The sequence below is a fragment of the Mycobacterium numidiamassiliense genome (assembly GCF_900157365.1).
Lineage (GTDB): Bacteria > Actinomycetota > Actinomycetes > Mycobacteriales > Mycobacteriaceae > Mycobacterium > Mycobacterium numidiamassiliense.
On the sequence record NZ_FUEZ01000004.1, the window covers coordinates 1,231,531 to 1,247,645 of the forward strand.

At 63.5% G+C, this 16,115-nt stretch carries 11 protein-coding genes and 1 pseudogene; 9 read left to right on the top strand and 3 right to left on the bottom strand.

Annotated elements, in window-relative coordinates:
* Positions 1–364: 364 nt before the first annotated feature.
* A complete protein-coding gene (locus tag MNAB215_RS14555; RefSeq protein ID WP_077079482.1) occupies positions 365–3,841 on the bottom strand; it encodes an indolepyruvate ferredoxin oxidoreductase family protein in 3,477 nt (1,158 codons plus the stop codon).
* Positions 3,842–3,998: 157 nt separating this feature from the next.
* Here MNAB215_RS14555 and MNAB215_RS14560 point away from each other — a divergent pair, with 157 nt between their 5' ends.
* Both MNAB215_RS14560 and MNAB215_RS14565 read left to right on the top strand, forming a co-directional pair.
* Positions 3,999–4,568, top strand: a complete 570-nt coding sequence (locus MNAB215_RS14560; RefSeq protein ID WP_083743615.1) for an Lrp/AsnC family transcriptional regulator — start codon at positions 3,999–4,001, stop codon at positions 4,566–4,568.
* 236 nt (positions 4,569–4,804) lie between these two features.
* A pseudogene (locus MNAB215_RS14565) lies at positions 4,805–6,167 on the top strand (IS1634 family transposase).
* 248 nt (positions 6,168–6,415) lie between these two features.
* On the opposite strand, the gene MNAB215_RS14570 reads toward MNAB215_RS14565, so the two are convergent.
* Together MNAB215_RS14570 and MNAB215_RS30530 are read right to left on the bottom strand one after the other, a co-directional pair.
* Positions 6,416–7,006, bottom strand: a complete 591-nt coding sequence (locus MNAB215_RS14570; protein ID WP_077079483.1) for a MarR family winged helix-turn-helix transcriptional regulator — start codon at positions 7,004–7,006, stop codon at positions 6,416–6,418.
* Between the two features lie 205 nt (positions 7,007–7,211).
* Positions 7,212–7,337, bottom strand: a complete 126-nt coding sequence (locus MNAB215_RS30530) for a hypothetical protein (protein ID WP_281253325.1) — start codon at positions 7,335–7,337, stop codon at positions 7,212–7,214.
* A gap of 940 nt (positions 7,338–8,277) precedes the next feature.
* Here MNAB215_RS30530 and MNAB215_RS14575 point away from each other — a divergent pair.
* The 7 genes from MNAB215_RS14575 to MNAB215_RS14605 all read left to right on the top strand — a co-directional run bounded on the left by MNAB215_RS14575 (position 8,278) and on the right by MNAB215_RS14605 (position 16,114).
* Positions 8,278–9,039 (top strand): MlaE family ABC transporter permease, encoded by a 762-nt coding sequence (locus tag MNAB215_RS14575; protein ID WP_425436453.1) that lies wholly within the window; start codon positions 8,278–8,280, stop codon positions 9,037–9,039.
* A gap of 38 nt (positions 9,040–9,077) precedes the next feature.
* Positions 9,078–9,887 (top strand): ABC transporter permease, encoded by an 810-nt coding sequence (locus tag MNAB215_RS14580; RefSeq protein ID WP_165691642.1) that lies wholly within the window; start codon positions 9,078–9,080, stop codon positions 9,885–9,887.
* Positions 9,888–9,980: 93 nt separating this feature from the next.
* The gene (locus MNAB215_RS14585; protein ID WP_077079486.1) at positions 9,981–11,360 is read left to right on the top strand and encodes an MCE family protein; all 1,380 of its coding nucleotides are present in this window, start codon (positions 9,981–9,983) and stop codon (positions 11,358–11,360) included.
* Complete coding sequence (locus tag MNAB215_RS14590) at positions 11,357–12,385, top strand: virulence factor Mce family protein (RefSeq protein WP_077079487.1); 1,029 nt, start codon at positions 11,357–11,359, stop codon at positions 12,383–12,385. Before MNAB215_RS14585 ends, MNAB215_RS14590 begins: the two co-directional genes overlap by 4 nt.
* Positions 12,382–13,653 carry an MCE family protein gene (locus MNAB215_RS14595; RefSeq protein WP_077082014.1) on the top strand — a complete coding sequence of 424 codons (1,272 nt, stop codon included), beginning with the start codon at positions 12,382–12,384 and terminating at the stop codon, positions 13,651–13,653. The genes MNAB215_RS14590 and MNAB215_RS14595 overlap by 4 nt, the downstream gene beginning before the upstream one ends.
* On the top strand, positions 13,653–14,972 hold the full coding sequence (locus tag MNAB215_RS14600) for an MCE family protein (protein ID WP_077079488.1): 1,320 nt from the start codon (positions 13,653–13,655) through the stop codon (positions 14,970–14,972). Before MNAB215_RS14595 ends, MNAB215_RS14600 begins: the two co-directional genes overlap by 1 nt.
* Positions 14,972–16,114 (top strand): virulence factor Mce family protein, encoded by a 1,143-nt coding sequence (locus tag MNAB215_RS14605; protein ID WP_077079489.1) that lies wholly within the window; start codon positions 14,972–14,974, stop codon positions 16,112–16,114. Before MNAB215_RS14600 ends, MNAB215_RS14605 begins: the two co-directional genes overlap by 1 nt.
* The last annotated feature ends 1 nt before the right edge of the window (position 16,115 follow it).

Sequence of the window (16,115 nt, forward strand, 5' to 3'; positions counted from 1 at the left end):
GATGTCGCCGTCGATGCGGCGCACGGTGTCGGGTGTCGGGGTCGATGAGTCCCCAGAACCACGCGTCGCCACCATCGCCGAATCTGCCGATTCGCGTCTAAGCCTTCCGGTCAAAGCGCGGGCCGAATATTTGCGCAGCGTTGTTCCTGATGACCTCCGATATCGTAGGTGGCCCAAAGTCGTTCGCGCGTAGGTAGTTCGTGGTGTCGGGGGAGCTTTCAAGCGACAGCAGCACCCGATAGTCAGTGCCGAGCAGGATCCGGTCCGCGCTGAGGGCTTCGATGGCGCGGCGCTATGTGGCCACTGGACTATCGCCGATAGGCCCCGGCCGGGGTTTCTGGGTAGCTCGACTACCCGGGCGGCTTCACAGTGACAGCGCCGAGGTATCGACTCCCAGTTGAGTCAGCCGGGTGACGTAGCGCCCGACGTTTTCCATCTTTACTTCCTCGTAGCCGCGAACCATGTCGGGTGCTGAGGCCACCGCGACTGCGCGGTCGTAGGAATCCGCGGTAAGCGACGACAAGAGTTCGAGGATGGTGGACTCGTAATGCGCGGCGAGCCGACGCTCCAGGCGCCGTATGCGCGTGTGACCAAACGGGTCGAGAACCGTGCCGCGGAGGGACTTGCCCTTCGCCATCAGCCGCAACGTGAAGTGTGTGCGGGGCCCCATGCTGATCTTCTTGCGGCGCCCGAGTGCCTTGAGCAGCGGCGGATGCAGCTTGTAGGTGAGCTTTTCCCCGCCGGGGACCTGACGTTGGACGAATTGCCGGAAGTCAGAGTCGGTGAGCATTCGCGCCACCTCGTACTCGTCCTTGTAGGCGAGAAGCTTGAAGAAGTACGTGACCACGGCCTCGGAGAGTTCGGTGCGATCGATGATGCCGCGTTCCCGTTCCCACACCTGTTCTACCACGTTGACCAACCGCGCCGCGGTGCGATTGCCTTGGTAGGCAACAAGGTCCGCGGTGCGGCGTGCCAGTGTGTCGCGGGTCGTGCCCAGCACCGTGCAAGAGTCGAGCAGGTGGCTGGGTGTCTTGACGTTTCGACGGGGTGGCCGTCCCGGCGGCGCGGTGGCGCTCTGAAAGGCTTCGGGGCTCTCCACCGCGACGCGTCCCCACCGGAACGCGGTCTGATTGGCCTGCACGGCGACGCCATTGATGGCGATCGCCTCTTCGATCGCTTTGGCGCTAATGGGGATCGCGCCGAGCTGATAGGCAGCGCCGACGAGCAGGAAGTTGGCCGGTGTCGTGCTGCCGAACAGGCGCTCGGCGGCGCCGAGCGCGTCGAACGAAATCAGCGAACGGGTGTGCAGATCGAGCCGGGACAACAGGGCGTCGGTGGCCGGATAGTCTAGGGCACTGTTGTAAACCATGTCGCCGGTTGGGGTCTGACTGGTCGAGGCGACCGCGATCGTGCGGTCCGGGCTGCCGTAGCTGACATTGTTTGCGTCGACGGCGGTGAGAAGGTCAAACGCGAGAACGCAGTCGGCCGATGCCGGGCTGATGCGGTTGGACGACGCGGCGGCTTCGTTGCTCAGCCGCAGGTGCGATGTCACCGGACCCGCCTTCTGGCTTAGGCCGGTCTGGTCGAGTCCTTCGACGTGTAATCCGTTGCGCAGAGCGGCCATCGCAAGCACTTGGTTGACGGTCACAATCCCGGTCCCGCCGATGCCGGCGAGAAAGATGTTGTAGACACCGGTGACGTTGATTCGCTTCGGATCGCCGACCGTCGCCGGCGATAAAGCCTGCGGTGGCGCCGTTGCGGCGCGTGATTGCGGAAGTTCCACTGTGACGAACGACGGGCAGTTTCCGTCCAGGCATGAGTAGTCCGTGTTGCAAGTACTCTGGTCGATCTGCGTTTTTCGCCCCAGCTCCGTCTCGATCGGTTGCACCGAAAGGCAATTGCTTTTCACGCCGCAGTCGCCGCAGCCCTCGCAGACCGCCTCGTTGATCACGACGCGGGTCCTGCGCTCGGGCAACGTGCCGCGCTTGCGTTTGCGGCGGGCGTCGGCCGCGCACTGCTGGTCGTAGATCAGCGCGGTGACCCCCGTGGTGTCCCGCAGGAGTCGCTGCGCCTCGTCGAGGCGATCACGGTCCCAGACCAGAACGCCTTTGGCGAACAATGACCCCTTGTGCCGCTTGGGCTCATCGGCGCAAACGATCACCTTGGTGACACCGTCGGCGACGAGTTTGTGTGTCAGCTCGGGCACAGTCAGTCCACCCTCGACCTCTTGTGCGCCGGTCATCGCGACCGCGGAGTTGTATAGGATCTTGTAGGTGATATTGACTCCCGCGGCCACGCAGGCTTGCACCGCCAGCTGGCCGGAGTGGAAATACGTTCCGTCGCCGACATTTTGGAAGATATGCTCGATATCGGTGAAAGGGGACTGGCCGATCCACTGCGCGCCCTCGCCGCCCATCTGAGTGAGCCCGGTGACCTGGGAGTCGGTGCGCGAAGACATCGTCACCAGGGTGTGACACCCGATACCGCCGCCGGCCAACGAGCCTTCCAGGACAGCCGTGGAGCGGTTGTGCGGACAGCCCGAGCAAAAGTAGGCGGTGCGCTCGGTGGGCAGCACGGTCAACTCGAGGCTCGGCGGTGGCGGAGCGGCCAGGGCCACTCGTCCCTCGAGAAGCGTGCGTAGCGGGCCGGTCAAACGGGCGGCACTCAATTGCCCGTTCGGCGGAATCAGGGTGCGTCCGTCGGGGCCGCGTTTACCCAGAACCTGCGGTGCATCGCTGCGCCCATACAGGATGTCCTTGACCTGGAGTTCGACGAACGCGGTCTTGTCTTCGACGACGAGCACCTGCTCCACGCCACGGGCCAGACGGCGTACTTTCTCGGCGCCCAGCGGGTAGGGCATGCCGACACGCAGGATCCGAATTCCGTTGCGCGCGAGGACGTCTTCAGTCAGGTCAAGGGCGGAAAGGGCTTCGCGGACTGAGTCGTACGCCGTGCCAACGGCCACGATTCCGAGCCACGCATGAGCCGGATCCACCTCGATGGTGTCGATCTCGTTGGCGGCGTTGAAGGCCTCGACCATCGCCCATCGGGGGCCGTATAGATCGGCCTCGGCCAGCACACTGTCCGGTGGTGCGGCAGGTATGCGCTGCCGATACGACCAGGGCCGGCCCTCCCACTCGATCGATGGAACCGTGATGTCGAAGTCGGTGAAATCTCTGTCCAGAGTCCACACACCGTCGGCCACGTCGGCCACGATCTTCAGCGCGGGCCAGCATCCCGATGCGCGGGACAACGCGACGCCGTAGAGGCCGAATGCGACGATCTCTTCGGCATTGCGAGGAAAGAAGATCGGCATGGACAGTGCCGCCAGCGAGCGCTCACTCGATGCGGGGACGCTGGAAGATTTCGCGGCCGGGTCATCACCGACCAGGGCTAGCGCCCCGCCGCCCAGGTTCGCGCCGTACATGGCAGCGTGGCGCAGCGCATCGCTGGCACGGTCTAGGCCGGGGCCCTTGCCGTACCAGACGCCCACGACGCCGTCGTAGGAGCGGGTACCGGTGGGCAGTTCGAGCTGGCTTCCCCACACCGATGTGGCGGCGAGCTCTTCATTCACACCGGGGACCAGGCGCACGTCGTGTTCCAACGCCAGTTCAGGCAGGCTCGCCAGCAATTGGTCCAGCCCGGCTAGTGGGCTGCCCTGGTAACCCGAGACAAAAGTGGCAACCCGCCGACCCGCGCGGGCATCGCGTTCGTGTTGCTCTGCCAACTGCCGTGCTATGGCCTGGACACCGGTAAGTAACACGGGACCGGAGCGCGGGCGATACCGGGCAGCGAGGGTCGAGTCGATGACCACCGACTCGACGGCCTGGGTTGTCGTCATGGCGTTTCACCGTCCAATGGTTCGGTTGTCACCACCCGGTAGGTGACTCGGATGTACCATTAACTTTGGCTCTGATAGCGAATCAGGTCAACTAATGTTCTAGTAACTATCCAGAATGGTCAGCCAGTGGCATTCGTCACGTTTCGGGGTGAGTGAATTGGTCAGCATCGATCGACTTGATGCCGAATTGCTCGAGATGCTTACTAGCGATGCGCGCGCCGGCGTGGTGGAGCTGGCATCGAAGCTAGGGATCTCCCGCAACACCGTGCAGTCGCGGCTCAAGCGGATGGAAGAGGGCGGTTTGCTCTCCGGTTATCGACCCGAACTCGATCTGGCCCGGGCGGGGATATCTACCCAGGCATTCATTGGCCTCGAAATCCAGCAAGGTCAACTCGCGTCGATCGTCGCGGCTCTCGCCGCCATGCCTCACGTGCTAGAGGTCCACGCCACGACCGGTCGCGAAGACTTCCTGGTCCGCGTCGCGACGCAGACACAGGCCGAGTTGCAGGAGCTCATTGAGCAGATCCTGTTGATACCAGGGGTAGTTCACTCCACAACGACGTTGGCGTTGACCACGCCATTGCCCTACCGGACGGTGCCGCTGCTCAAAGACGTCACAAAGGGCTCGGGTTGGGGACGCTCGACTCCTGCACAGAGGGGACCTAACTCCACGTCGACCGGCGGACGCGCGCACCGACGGCAGCGTAGCCAACGGACGACTGGCTAAGGAACGGGGTGCCGACCGTCGACGCTGACATCGAACATCGCTGCGTTGCAGACATTGTCGCTAAACCCCTCTTTGGCTTTTAACCCCAGACTTACCGCAAACAGCAACCCATCCCAGCTCTACCCTGACTTTTATCACTGTTGCGGGTCTGGCGATCCGCTAGTGCGCTGACCTGTGAGTTTGTCGTTTGCCTGGTGCGGATTTGTGCACTAGCGGGGGCTCGTAGGGTGCGGGTGGTGGCTTACGTGCGCACCGTGAAGACGTCCTCGGGGGCCACGGCGGTGCAGATCGTGTGGTCGACCGCCGATCACCTCTTCGAAGGCCGCTCAGCTGTGGGACGCACTGTGCGCGACCTATGAAATCCTGGGCTTCGAGCAGGCCGCTGAGGGCGACGAAGTGTTCCGTCAGCTGGTGCTCGCACGGATCATCGAGCCCACGAGCAAGGCCGATTCCCTGCGGGTCATCGAGGAAACCGGCGTGGCACCCGTGTCATATCCGACGCTCAACCGTCGCCTGCCGATATTCGCCAAACCGGCTTTCCGGCAAGTGCTTTCGGCTGCATGTGCTACCCATGCGCAGTTGGGACCGGCCAGCCTGGTGCTCTACGACGTCACCACACTGCACTTCGAGACCGACGCCGGCGACGGGTTCCGTGAGCCCGGGTTCTCGAAAGAGAGGCGGCTAGACCCGCAGATCACCCTGGGCTTGTTGACCGATGCGGCCGGGTTCCCGTTGACGGTGGCCGCCTTTGAGGGCAATAAGGCTGAGACCGCCACCATGGTGCCGGTCATCAACGCCTTCAAGGCTGCGCATCAGCTCACCGACGTCACGGTGGTCGCCGATGCCGGGATGATTTCTGAAGCCAACCAGGTGGCCCTGCAAGCCGCGGGTTTGTCGTTCATCCTCGGTGCCCGCATCCCGTATCTGCCTGGCGTAGTGCGCGAGTGGCGCGACAAACACCCTGACGAAGCTGTTCCCGATGGGTTGGTATTGACCCAGCCCTGGCCATCGACGTCGGCGGAGAAGGCCCGCGGGATCCCAGACCGGGTCATCCATTACCAGTACCGCCACGACCGGGCCCGACGCACGCTGCGCGGGATCGACGAACAAGTGGCCAAGGCCGAGCGCGCCGTGGACGGGCATGCCCCGGTCAAACGCAACCGCTACATCCAGCTCTCGGGAGCGACCAAATCGGTCAATCGCACCTTGGAGGCTAAGACCAGGGCTTTGGCCGGCTGGAAGGGATATACCACCAACCTCACCAGCGAGCCTGCGCAGTTCGTCATCGATGCCTACCACCAGCTGTGGCGCATCGAAAAGGCCTTCCGAATGTCCAAGCACGATCTGCAGGCCCGCCCGATCTACCACCGCACCCGCGACTCCATCGAAGCCCACTTGAGCGTGGTGTTCGCGGCCATGGCCGTATCGCACTGGATCGAGCACCAAACCGGTTGGAGCATCAAGAAATTCATCCGATCTGCTCGGCGCTACCGCACCGTCACCATCCAAGCCGGCAACCACACCCTGACCGCCGCCGAGGCCCCACCGGCCGACCTAGCCAAAGCTCTCGCGAAGATCCACGGCCTACGTACGCACTAGTTTGATAAAAGTCAGGTCACAAAGGGCTCGGGTTGGGGACGCTCGACTCCTGCACAGAGGGGACCTAACTCCACGTCGACCGGCGGACGCGCGCACCGACGGCAGCGTAGCCAACGGACGACTGGCTAAGGAACGGGGTGCCGACCGTCGACGCTGACATCGAACATCGCTGCGTTGCAGACATTGTCGCTAAACCCCTCTTTGGCTTTTAACCCCAGACTTACCGCAAACAGCAACCCATCCCAGCTCTACCACGCAACCTGGTCTTTACGTCGATTGGGGCGCGCCCGACCGCGAAACAGAAGCAAATCGGCACCATCGGTGGTGGACGGGCTGTTCTGCTCGATCGACTCAAGGAAACGCTCGAGCAGGGATTCCAGTTGAGCTTTCTGCTTGGGGGTCAGGCCATCCATCAGCTTGTGTAAGTATGCCCAGTGACGGGGTAGGAATTTGCGCAGAAAGGCGCGCCCTTTCGTGGCGATCTGAATGAGAAACGAGCGACGGTCATTCGGGTTGGAGATGCGTTCGACGTAACCGCGCCGGGCCAACCCGTCGACGACACCGGTGAGATTGGCTGGGCGAACCGACACTGCCTGACCCAGTGCGCCCATAGTCACGGGTTCGGGTGCGCGGTCCAGCACGGTCAAGATATTGAGCTGGACGGTGTTGAGTCCATGCGGCTGGAGCTCGATGGCGTGTGCACGCTCGAAGGCCGTCGCGGTGCGAAACATCGCCAGAGTCAGGCCGAGGACAGTGGTATCGAAGTCGGGGCCTTCGTGGTTGGCCGCCAAGGCGACCTGCTCGGTGATCGACTGCGGCCGACCTGGTCGTAGCGGCATTAGCTTGCCTCCGGGATGCGGGGGTGGATAACCGTGAGCGTGTACATTATCGAACCAAAACTATCGGCAACTGGTTAGGCAGAGGTTGTCCGGGTGGTGTCAACTGAGCCAAACAGGTGGTCCCTACCCCCTGGCCAAACAGGTGGTCCCATCATCCTGGCAAATGACACCCGGCCTGTCGGCGGTCGACCTCTTGTACGGAAATTCAAGAAGAAACCAGAGCCTTCGCCCAGAAGCGCAATCCCAACTTCGCTGTGCGCGGGAAGCGCAGCACCGCCACCAGCCCGCCCAGGATCGGTGCCAGGCGCTTACCTGCGGTCATGCCGAGCATCGCCCAACAGAACACCAGCGCCGCAACAACTTTCGGTCCGTACGTCGTGCGGTCGGGGGACTCGTTCGGCCGCGTGACGGCAGCGCCGCCTTGAGCGCTTTGCGTGCATGGTTCGACGTCAACCGGTGGTAGTTACACAACTCGTCGAGGATCTGGCCCATGCCGGCATGATCCGCCCGCTTGTAGCGGGTCGCGATCGTCTTCGTCACAGCCTTGCGCTCGGCCAACGTTAACCCCATCGACTGGGCCTACCGAGGCCGCGCTCACGAGCCGGGAAGGCGCGCCCTACGCGCGCATTCTCAGCTGAGGCAACGAAGAGGACTACGCGCGCATTTTTCGCGAGTCAACGCGGACCCTTGACCTAACTATTGTTATAAAATTAAAGTATCTTCGATGACATTCCACGAAACTGCGATGCTCCCGCTTCTAGCACGCTGCAGAGGATTAGCGCGGCCGCGATCGACCACGGGGCTGGGGTAAGGCCCTCCGCGGCGTAGCTCACCGCTATGCGGCATCGTTTGTGGCCCGATTGTATTGGCCATCTATCGGCGTTCCAGCAACTTCAAGGGAGGACAGCGAGATGGGGCAGCGACGTGAGCGTGGCCGCGGCACGGCGAAACGGCCGGCCGTGTGACAACCTCGGTCGGGTCGACGCCGTTTGATTCGCGCATTCCGGTCCCCGGCCCATGGGCAGCGGCCGGGCGTTTGCCCCCTAGCGAACGATTAACACGAACAGGATGCCCGTGCACTGCCACCCGTCCAGCCCCATCAGGTGACACTCGCTGCCGACGCTGGGCCCGTGCCGTTTGCAGTGGCCAGCATCAATGGGCGGACCCAACGCGGGAGTTCTGCGAGGCAACTGGCGCACTGGGCCGGGACGAAAATCCCGGCTGTATGCGGCCTCGCCAGGCGAACCGCACTGAAAAAGGCGGCGTTGATCTTGCAGACTAATGTCGCCAGACCCCTTCGCTCCCTAGGCGATTTTTTTGCGCTGGCGCTAGATACTTTGCTGCAGATGCCGCGGCGACCGTTCGCTGGGCGCGAGCTTGTCCTGCAGAGCTGGTTTGTAGCCAGGGTGTCGCTCGCGCCGACGGTGATGCTGTCGATCCCGTTCACAGTGCTCACCGTGTTCACGCTCAACATCCTGCTCGTTGAGTTCGGCGCCGGCGATTTCTCCGGCAGCGGCGCCGCACTTGGCACGGTCACGCAGATCGGCCCGATCGTGACGGTGTTGGTAGTTGCCGGCGCCGGCGCGACATCGATGTGCGCCGACCTCGGTGCTCGCACCATCCGCGAAGAACTCGACGCGCTGAGGGTGCTCGGGATCAACCCGGTCCAGGCGCTGGTGGTGCCCCGGGTGCTCGCTGCAACCTTTGTCTCGTTGCTGTTGTCGGGTGTGGTGATCCTGACCGGCCTCATCGGTGGCTTTGCCTTCTCGGTCTTTGTCCAACACGTGACACCGGGGGCCTTCGCGGCGGGGCTGACACTGCTCACCGGTGCGCCGGAGCTGGTGATCGCGTTGATCAAGGCCGGGCTTTTCGGTCTGACCGCCAGCCTGATCGCCTGTTACAAGGGCATCTCGGTCGGGGGTGGCGCCGCTGCGGTCGGCAACGCGGTGAACGAAACGGTCGTCTTCTCTTTCATGTCGCTCTTCGTCATCGACGTCATCGTCACCGCGGTTGGCGTGAAGGTCACGATTTGAGCATCCACATCGTTGCAAGTCAGCGGTTCCCGCGGGTGATGCGGCAACTGGATGGGTGGGTTAGCGGGTGGCGGCGGATGGGCGCGCAGGCGCGTTTCTACGCCCGAACGCTGCGCGCCGTCTCGGACGCCGTCACCGGGTACCAAGCAGAGACGCTGCGCATGATCGCGCAGATGGGCTTGGGCGCTGGAGCGCTGGCGGTTATCGGTGGCACGGTTGGCATCGTCGGCTTTCTGACCCTGTCGGCCGGTTCGCTTGTCGCGATCCAGGGATACAGTTCGCTCAGCGGAATCGGTGTGGAGGCTTTGACCGGTTTCGTGTCCGCGTATCTGAATGGCCGAATTGTCACTCCGCTGACCGCGGTCATTGCCCTGTCGGCCACCATCGGCGCCGGCGCGACTGCGCAGTTGGGTGCGATGCGGATCAATGAGGAGATCGACGCGCTGGAGGTCATGGGAATCCGCTCGATCGCCTACCTGGCTTCCACCCGGGTCATCGCCGGTGTGATTGTGGTGATCCCGTTGTACTGCATCGCGCTGTGGATGTCGTTTCTGGCCGCCCGATTCGCCACAACATTTGTCTACGGCCAGTCGACCGGTGTCTACGACCACTATTTCCGCACGTTCCTTCAGGGGACCGACATCATCTGGTCGCTTTTGCAGGCGATCCTGATGGGCCTCGTAGTGATGCTGGTGCATACGTATTACGGATTCACCGCTTCGGGTGGGCCTGCCGGGGTGGGGGGTCGGTCGGTGCGTACCTCCCTGGTTTCGGTGGTACTTGTGATTTTGTTTGCGTCGCTTGCCATTTACGGACGGACCGGCAACTTCCACTTCTCGGGGGCATAGCGGTGATCTCGTATTCTGGCTTGCTCACCCTCGTCGTTTCAACGATGAAGCAGGAGCGGTGCGGCGGTTTCACCGCTTCGCTCGGGTAGCGCCATGGAATCCCTAGACCCAGCAGATGACCGCCACCTCGGGCGGTGGACGACCACCCTTTTCGCGGTCATCATCGCGTTGATCGTCTTGGCATGCGCATTGTTCAACGGGACCTTCCGATCGTTCGTCCCGGTGACGCTGACCTCTGACCGCTCGGGGCTGGTGATGGAGCCCGGCAGCAAGGTGCGGCTGCGCGGAGTGCAGGTAGGTCAGGTCGGCTCGGTGACCGGGGGGACGGAACCGGTGAGCCTGCAGCTGGAGATAGACCCTGACCAGGTCAAAAACATCCCGGCAAACATCGGAGCTCAGATCAGGGCCTCCACCGTATTCGGCTCCAAATATGTCGATTTGATCTATCCCGACCATCCCAGCGCTACGCGCATCTCCGCCGGAGAAGTGCTCCGGTCGCGCAACGTCAGCACCGAGATCAACACCGTCTTCCAGAACCTGGTTTTCGTACTCAAGCAGATTGATCCCGCCAAACTCAACGCGACGTTGAGCGCCCTGGCCGAGGGGCTTCGCGGCGAGGGCAGCGCCATCGGGCAGGCCACCACCGACGCCAACCAGGTGCTGATGACGCTGAATCCGCGAATGAGCGCCGTGCAGCAAGACTTTCGGTCGCTGCGCGGTTTCAGCGACGCTTACGGCGCCGCCGCACAAAACATCCTCGCGACGCTGTCGGCACTGAGCACGACCAGCTCGACGATTACCAGCCAGGCATCGGCCCTTGACGCCCTGCTGCTGAACACGATCGGCTTTTCGGACGCGGGCATCGATCTGATTGGACCCAACCAAAGCAACTTCATCCGCGCGGTCAACCTGCTCGAGCCGACCACGAACCTGTTGATGAAATACAACCCCGAATACACCTGCTTGCTTCTCGGCGCCAAATGGTTCATCGACAACGGGGGCCGCGACGTGATGGGCGGCAACGGATTCTCAGGGGTTCTCGACGCCACGTTCCTGCTCGGCGACGACCTATACAACTACCCCGACAACCTGCCCATCGTTGCCGCCAAGGGAGGACCCGGCGGCAAGCCGGGCTGCGGATCGTTGCCAGACGCCAGCAAGGCCTATCCGATCCGTCAACTGATAACCAACACCGGCTGGGGCACCGGACTTGACATCCGGCCCAACCCCGGTATCGGGCATCCTTGCTGGGCCGACTACTTCCCCGTCACCCGGGCCGTCCCCGAACCGCCGAGCATCCGGCAGTGCATCCCGGGGCCGGCGCCCGGGCCGATTCCCAGTCCGGGTGCCCCGCCATATGGAGCGCCGCCGTACGCACCGGACGGGACGCCGCTGTATCCACGACCGCCTGGGGCGCCGCCGCCCGATGCACCGCCATCTGCGTCCCCTCAGATTTCGGGAACGAAACCTTGAGGGACAACTTCGCCGGCGCCGCTTGGCGGCTCGCCGTCTTCGTCGCGGTCTGCCTGATGGGCCTGTTCGCGCTGTTCGCGGTTTTTGCTCAGCTGCGCTTCGAAAAGGTCAAGACCTACAACGCAGAGTTCAGCAACGTGGGCGGCTTGCACAGCGGCGACTTCGTCCGCATCGCAGGCGTCGAGGTCGGCAAGGTCAAAAAGGTCTCCATTAAGCAAAGCGCGTACGCGGTGGTCGAGTTCTCCGCCGACGAGTCGGTGATTTTGACCGAGGGCACCAAAGCAGTGATCCGCTATGACAATCTGATCGGCGGCCGGTCCCTGGCCCTCGAGGAGGGTGCCGGCGGAGTCAAACAACTGAAACCGGGAGACACCATCCCGCTGGACAGGACGGCGCCGGCGCTGGACCTCGACGCGCTCATCGGCGGTTTCCATCCGCTGTTTCAGGCGCTGGATCCAGAACAGGTGAATGCGCTGACCGGCCAGTTGATTTCGGCGTTCCAGGGCCAGGGAGCGACGATCGGCTCATTTCTGGCGCAGACTTCGGTGCTGACAAGCACGCTGGCCGACCGCGACGAGCTCATCGGGCAAGTGATTGCCAACCTCAACATCGTGCTGGGGTCGCTTGGCGATCAAAGCGGACAGTTCGCAAAGGCCATCGATTCCGTATCGGACCTGATGAAGGGGCTCGCTGACCGAAAAACCGACATCAGCAACGGGGTGGCCTCGATCGACGCGGCGTCCGCGTCGATCGCCGACCTGCTCCAACGGGCCCGGCCGGCGCTGCAAAACACCGTCCGCCAGACGGATCGGGCGAGCGGGATCGTCGTCGCCGATCACGCCTACGTCGATGACTTCCTCAACACCCTCCCAGACGCCTACCAGCAGCTGGGTCGCCAGGGCCTCTCGGGCGACTACTTCGGCTTTTACCTGTGCGAAGTGCTGCTCAAGCTGAACGGCAAGGGTGGCCAGCCGGTGTACGTCAAGCTGGCCGGCCAGGCCACCGGAAGGTGCACACCCAGATGAAGTCCTTCGCTGAACGCAATTCCCTGATCATCGGCGCCGTCGGCTGCGTGGTGATCGCCGGCGCAGTGCTGGCGGCAACGCAGTACGACAAACTGCCGTTTTTTTCCGGCGGCAACGAATATTCGGCTTACCTGGCCGAGGCCGGGGGCCTCAGGGCCGGGGCTGCCGTGCAAGTGTTCGGCTGCCGGGTGGGCCAGGTGTCGGCCATCGAGCTTGACGGCCCGCGACTGCTGGTGAAGTTTACGGTCGCTAAGGACATCCGGCTCGGGGACCGCACCGAGGCTGCGGTCAAGACTAAAAGCGTGCTGGGCACCAAGGTTTTTGAGGTCACGCCGCGCGGCGATGGCCTGCTAGCGGGCACGATTCCTCTTGAACGGACGACACCGGCCTATCAGCTGCCTGATGCGCTCGGTGACCTGGGCACCACAATCAGCGGTTTGAACACTGACCAGCTTTCCGACTCGCTGGCCACGCTGGCGCAGGCGTTTCAGGACACCCCGCCGGAGTTGAAGACCGCGGTCCGTGGCGTCGCTCAGCTGTCCCAGACGATCGATGCGCGCGACGCGCAGCTACGCAACCTGCTGTCCAACACCAGCAAAGTGACGGCGGTGCTGGCCGCCCGCGCCGACCAGCTCGCCAGTCTGATTAAGCACACCGACGCGCTCATGGCGGAGCTGCAAACCCAAAGCAACGCACTGAACTCCTTCGCCTACCACGTCTCTGCGCTGGCCAAGCAGCTGTCTGGGTTCGTCGCCGACAACCGCGCCCAGTTACGGCCGGCGTTGGACAAGCTCAACGGCGTCCTGACAATCGTCGACAACCGAAAAGAGCGGGTGCAGAAATCGATCCAGTTGCTCAATGCCTATGCAATGTCCCTGGGTGAAGCGGTGTCGGGAGCGCCGTTCTTCAAGGCCTACATCGCTAATCTGCTGCCGGGGCAATTCGTGCAACCTTTCGTGGATGCGGCGTTCTCAGATCTTGGCCTTGATCCCAGCGTGCTGCCCCCCTCACAGCTCGTTGACCCGCCAGTGGGCCAGCCCGGGACGCCGGCGCTGCCGGTGCCGTTTCCGCGGACAGGCCAGGGCGGCGAGCCCAATCTGACACTGCCCGATGCGATTACGGGTAAGCCCGGCGATCCGCGCTATCCCTATCGGCAGCCCCTTCCGGCACCGCCGCCCGGCGGACCGCCACCGGGCCCGCCGGCGCTGGTGCCTGCGGGGCCGCCGCCGGGTCCGATCGCACCGATTCGCGGGGAGGGAGGACAGTGATGGCCCCGCGAAACGCCCGTAGTGTGTTGGCCGCCGTGTTGGTGGTGTTACTCACTGCGGGGCTGGTCACGGTTGTGCGTGAGTCCGACCGGGGTGATAAGACCACCGTCATCGGGTACTTCGAAAACAGCAACGGCATATTCGCCGGTGACGGGGTGCGAATCCTGGGTCTGCCGGTGGGCAAGATCGAGAAGATCGAACCGCACCCCCGCCACGTCAAGATCACGTTCTGGTACGACCGCAGGTACAAAGTGCCCGCCGACGCGAAGGCGGTGATCTTGTCCCCGTCCCTGGTGACTTCGCGGGCCATCCAGTTGACACCCGCGTACACGGGCGGACCCACGATGAAAAACGACGCGGTCATTCCGCAGGAGCGTACCGCCGTCCCGGTGGAATGGGACGACGTTCGCGCCCAGCTCGAAAAGCTCGTGCAGACGCTGCGACCTACCCAACCGGGTGGCGTCGCCCCGCTTGGTTCGTTCATCAACACCGCCGCCGACAACCTGCGCGGTGAGGGCGCCAACATCCGCGACACCGTGATCGAGTTGTCGCAAGCACTGTCGGTGCTTGGTGATCACAGCACCGACATCTTCAGCACTGTGAAGAATCTGGCGACCGTGGTCGCGGCCCTGCAAAACAGTTCCGGAGTGATGCGCCAGCTGAATCGCAACCTGGCATATGTGACCGGACTGCTGGCCAATGACCCGATTAAGGTGGGCGCGGCCGTTCAGGACCTCAATACTGCCGTCGGTGATGTCCAGGGTTTTGTGGCGGAAAACCGGGATGCGCTGGGTGTCACGTCGGACAAGTTGGCGTCGCTGTCCACGGCCGTTACCGACAGCCTCGATGACATCAAGCAAACCCTGCACGTCGCTCCGAATGCGCTGCAAAACCTCGTCAACATTTGGCGGCCCACCCAGGGAGCCCTGTCGGGGGCGTTGATGGTCAACAACTTCGCCAACACCATCTCCTTTCTCTGTGGTGCCGTGCAGGCGGCGTCGCGGCTAAACGCCGAACAGTCGGCCAAGCTGTGTGTGCAGTACCTGGCGCCGATTATGAAGAACCGCCAATACAACTTCCCTCCGCTCGGCGAGAACCTGTTCGTCGGCACTCGGGCCCGGCCAAACGAGGTCACTTACAGTGAAGACTGGATGCGCCCGGACTTCGTGCCCCCAGCACCGAATGCGTCGCCAGCTGGAGCGGCACCTCAAGATCAGCTACCGGCGGCGAACCCCACGCCACCGCGGCCTGCCGAGGCGGTCACAACCAATCCCTCCGCGGGGCTGTCGGGCATGATGGTGCCGCCTGGGGGGCGATGATGGCGCGCTCACGCTTGGGGCAGCAGATCATTGCGGCGGTGCTGGTGGCGGTCGCCGGCATCGGTGTGTCGGGTTGCGGCTGGCGAGGGATGAACTCGTTACCACTGCCGGGTACTGCGGGCCGCGGGCCGGGCTCCTTTGAGGTGAAAGTGCAGCTGCCCGACGTCACCAATCTCCAGCAGAACTCCCGCGTCCGAGTGGGCGATGTGACGGTCGGCAATGTCACCAAGATCGAGCGCGAGGGCTGGCATTCGCTGCTGACGATGCGAATCGACGGCAACGTCAACCTGCCGGCGAACGCCACCGCCAAAATCGGCCAGACAAGCCTGCTGGGCTCGCTGCACGTGGAATTGGCGCCGCCGACGGGTGTCCCGCCCGAAGGGCGGCTGCACAACGGCTCGCTCATCCCGCTGTCGGCCGGGAGCAGCTATCCCACGACTGAGCAGACGTTGGCGACGTTGTCGCTGGTGCTCAACGGTGGCGGGCTAGGTCAGGTTCACGACATCACCAAAACGCTGAGCGAGGCGTTCGCCGGCCGCGAGAACGATCTGAGAAGCCTGCTTCGACAGCTTGACGAGTTCATCGGCCATCTCAAAGCGCAGACTGACGACATCATTAATGCTACCGACAGCGTAAACAAGCTGGCCGGTCAGCTTGCCGAACAGAAACCAGTGCTTGACCGTTCGCTGAGCACCCTCCCCGGAGCTTTGGCAGTGCTCAGTGATGAGCGGGAAAAGCTCGCCGACGCGATCGACCGGCTCGGCAAGTTCAGTGCGTTGACCGCCGACTCGGTCAACCAGACGAAGGACGCACTGGTCCAGGAATTGACGGACCTCGCGCCAGTACTGCAGTCGCTAGCCAACGCCGGTCCGGCCCTGACCCGTTCGCTGAGCTTCTTGGGAACCTTCCCGTGGGTGAAGGAAACGATCCCCAACTGGTTCCGCGGCGAGTACGGCAACCTGTCCCTGGTGGTCGACTTGACGCTAAGCCGGCTTGACTCGGGCCTGTTCACCGGTACCCGGTGGCAGGGCAACCTGACCGAATTGGAAATGCAGTGGGGCCGCACGATTGGCCAGCAGCCCAGCCCTTACACCGCCGGCAACCCGTTGACCTTTCCCTATCGCGCGGATCAAGGGCCCTGAC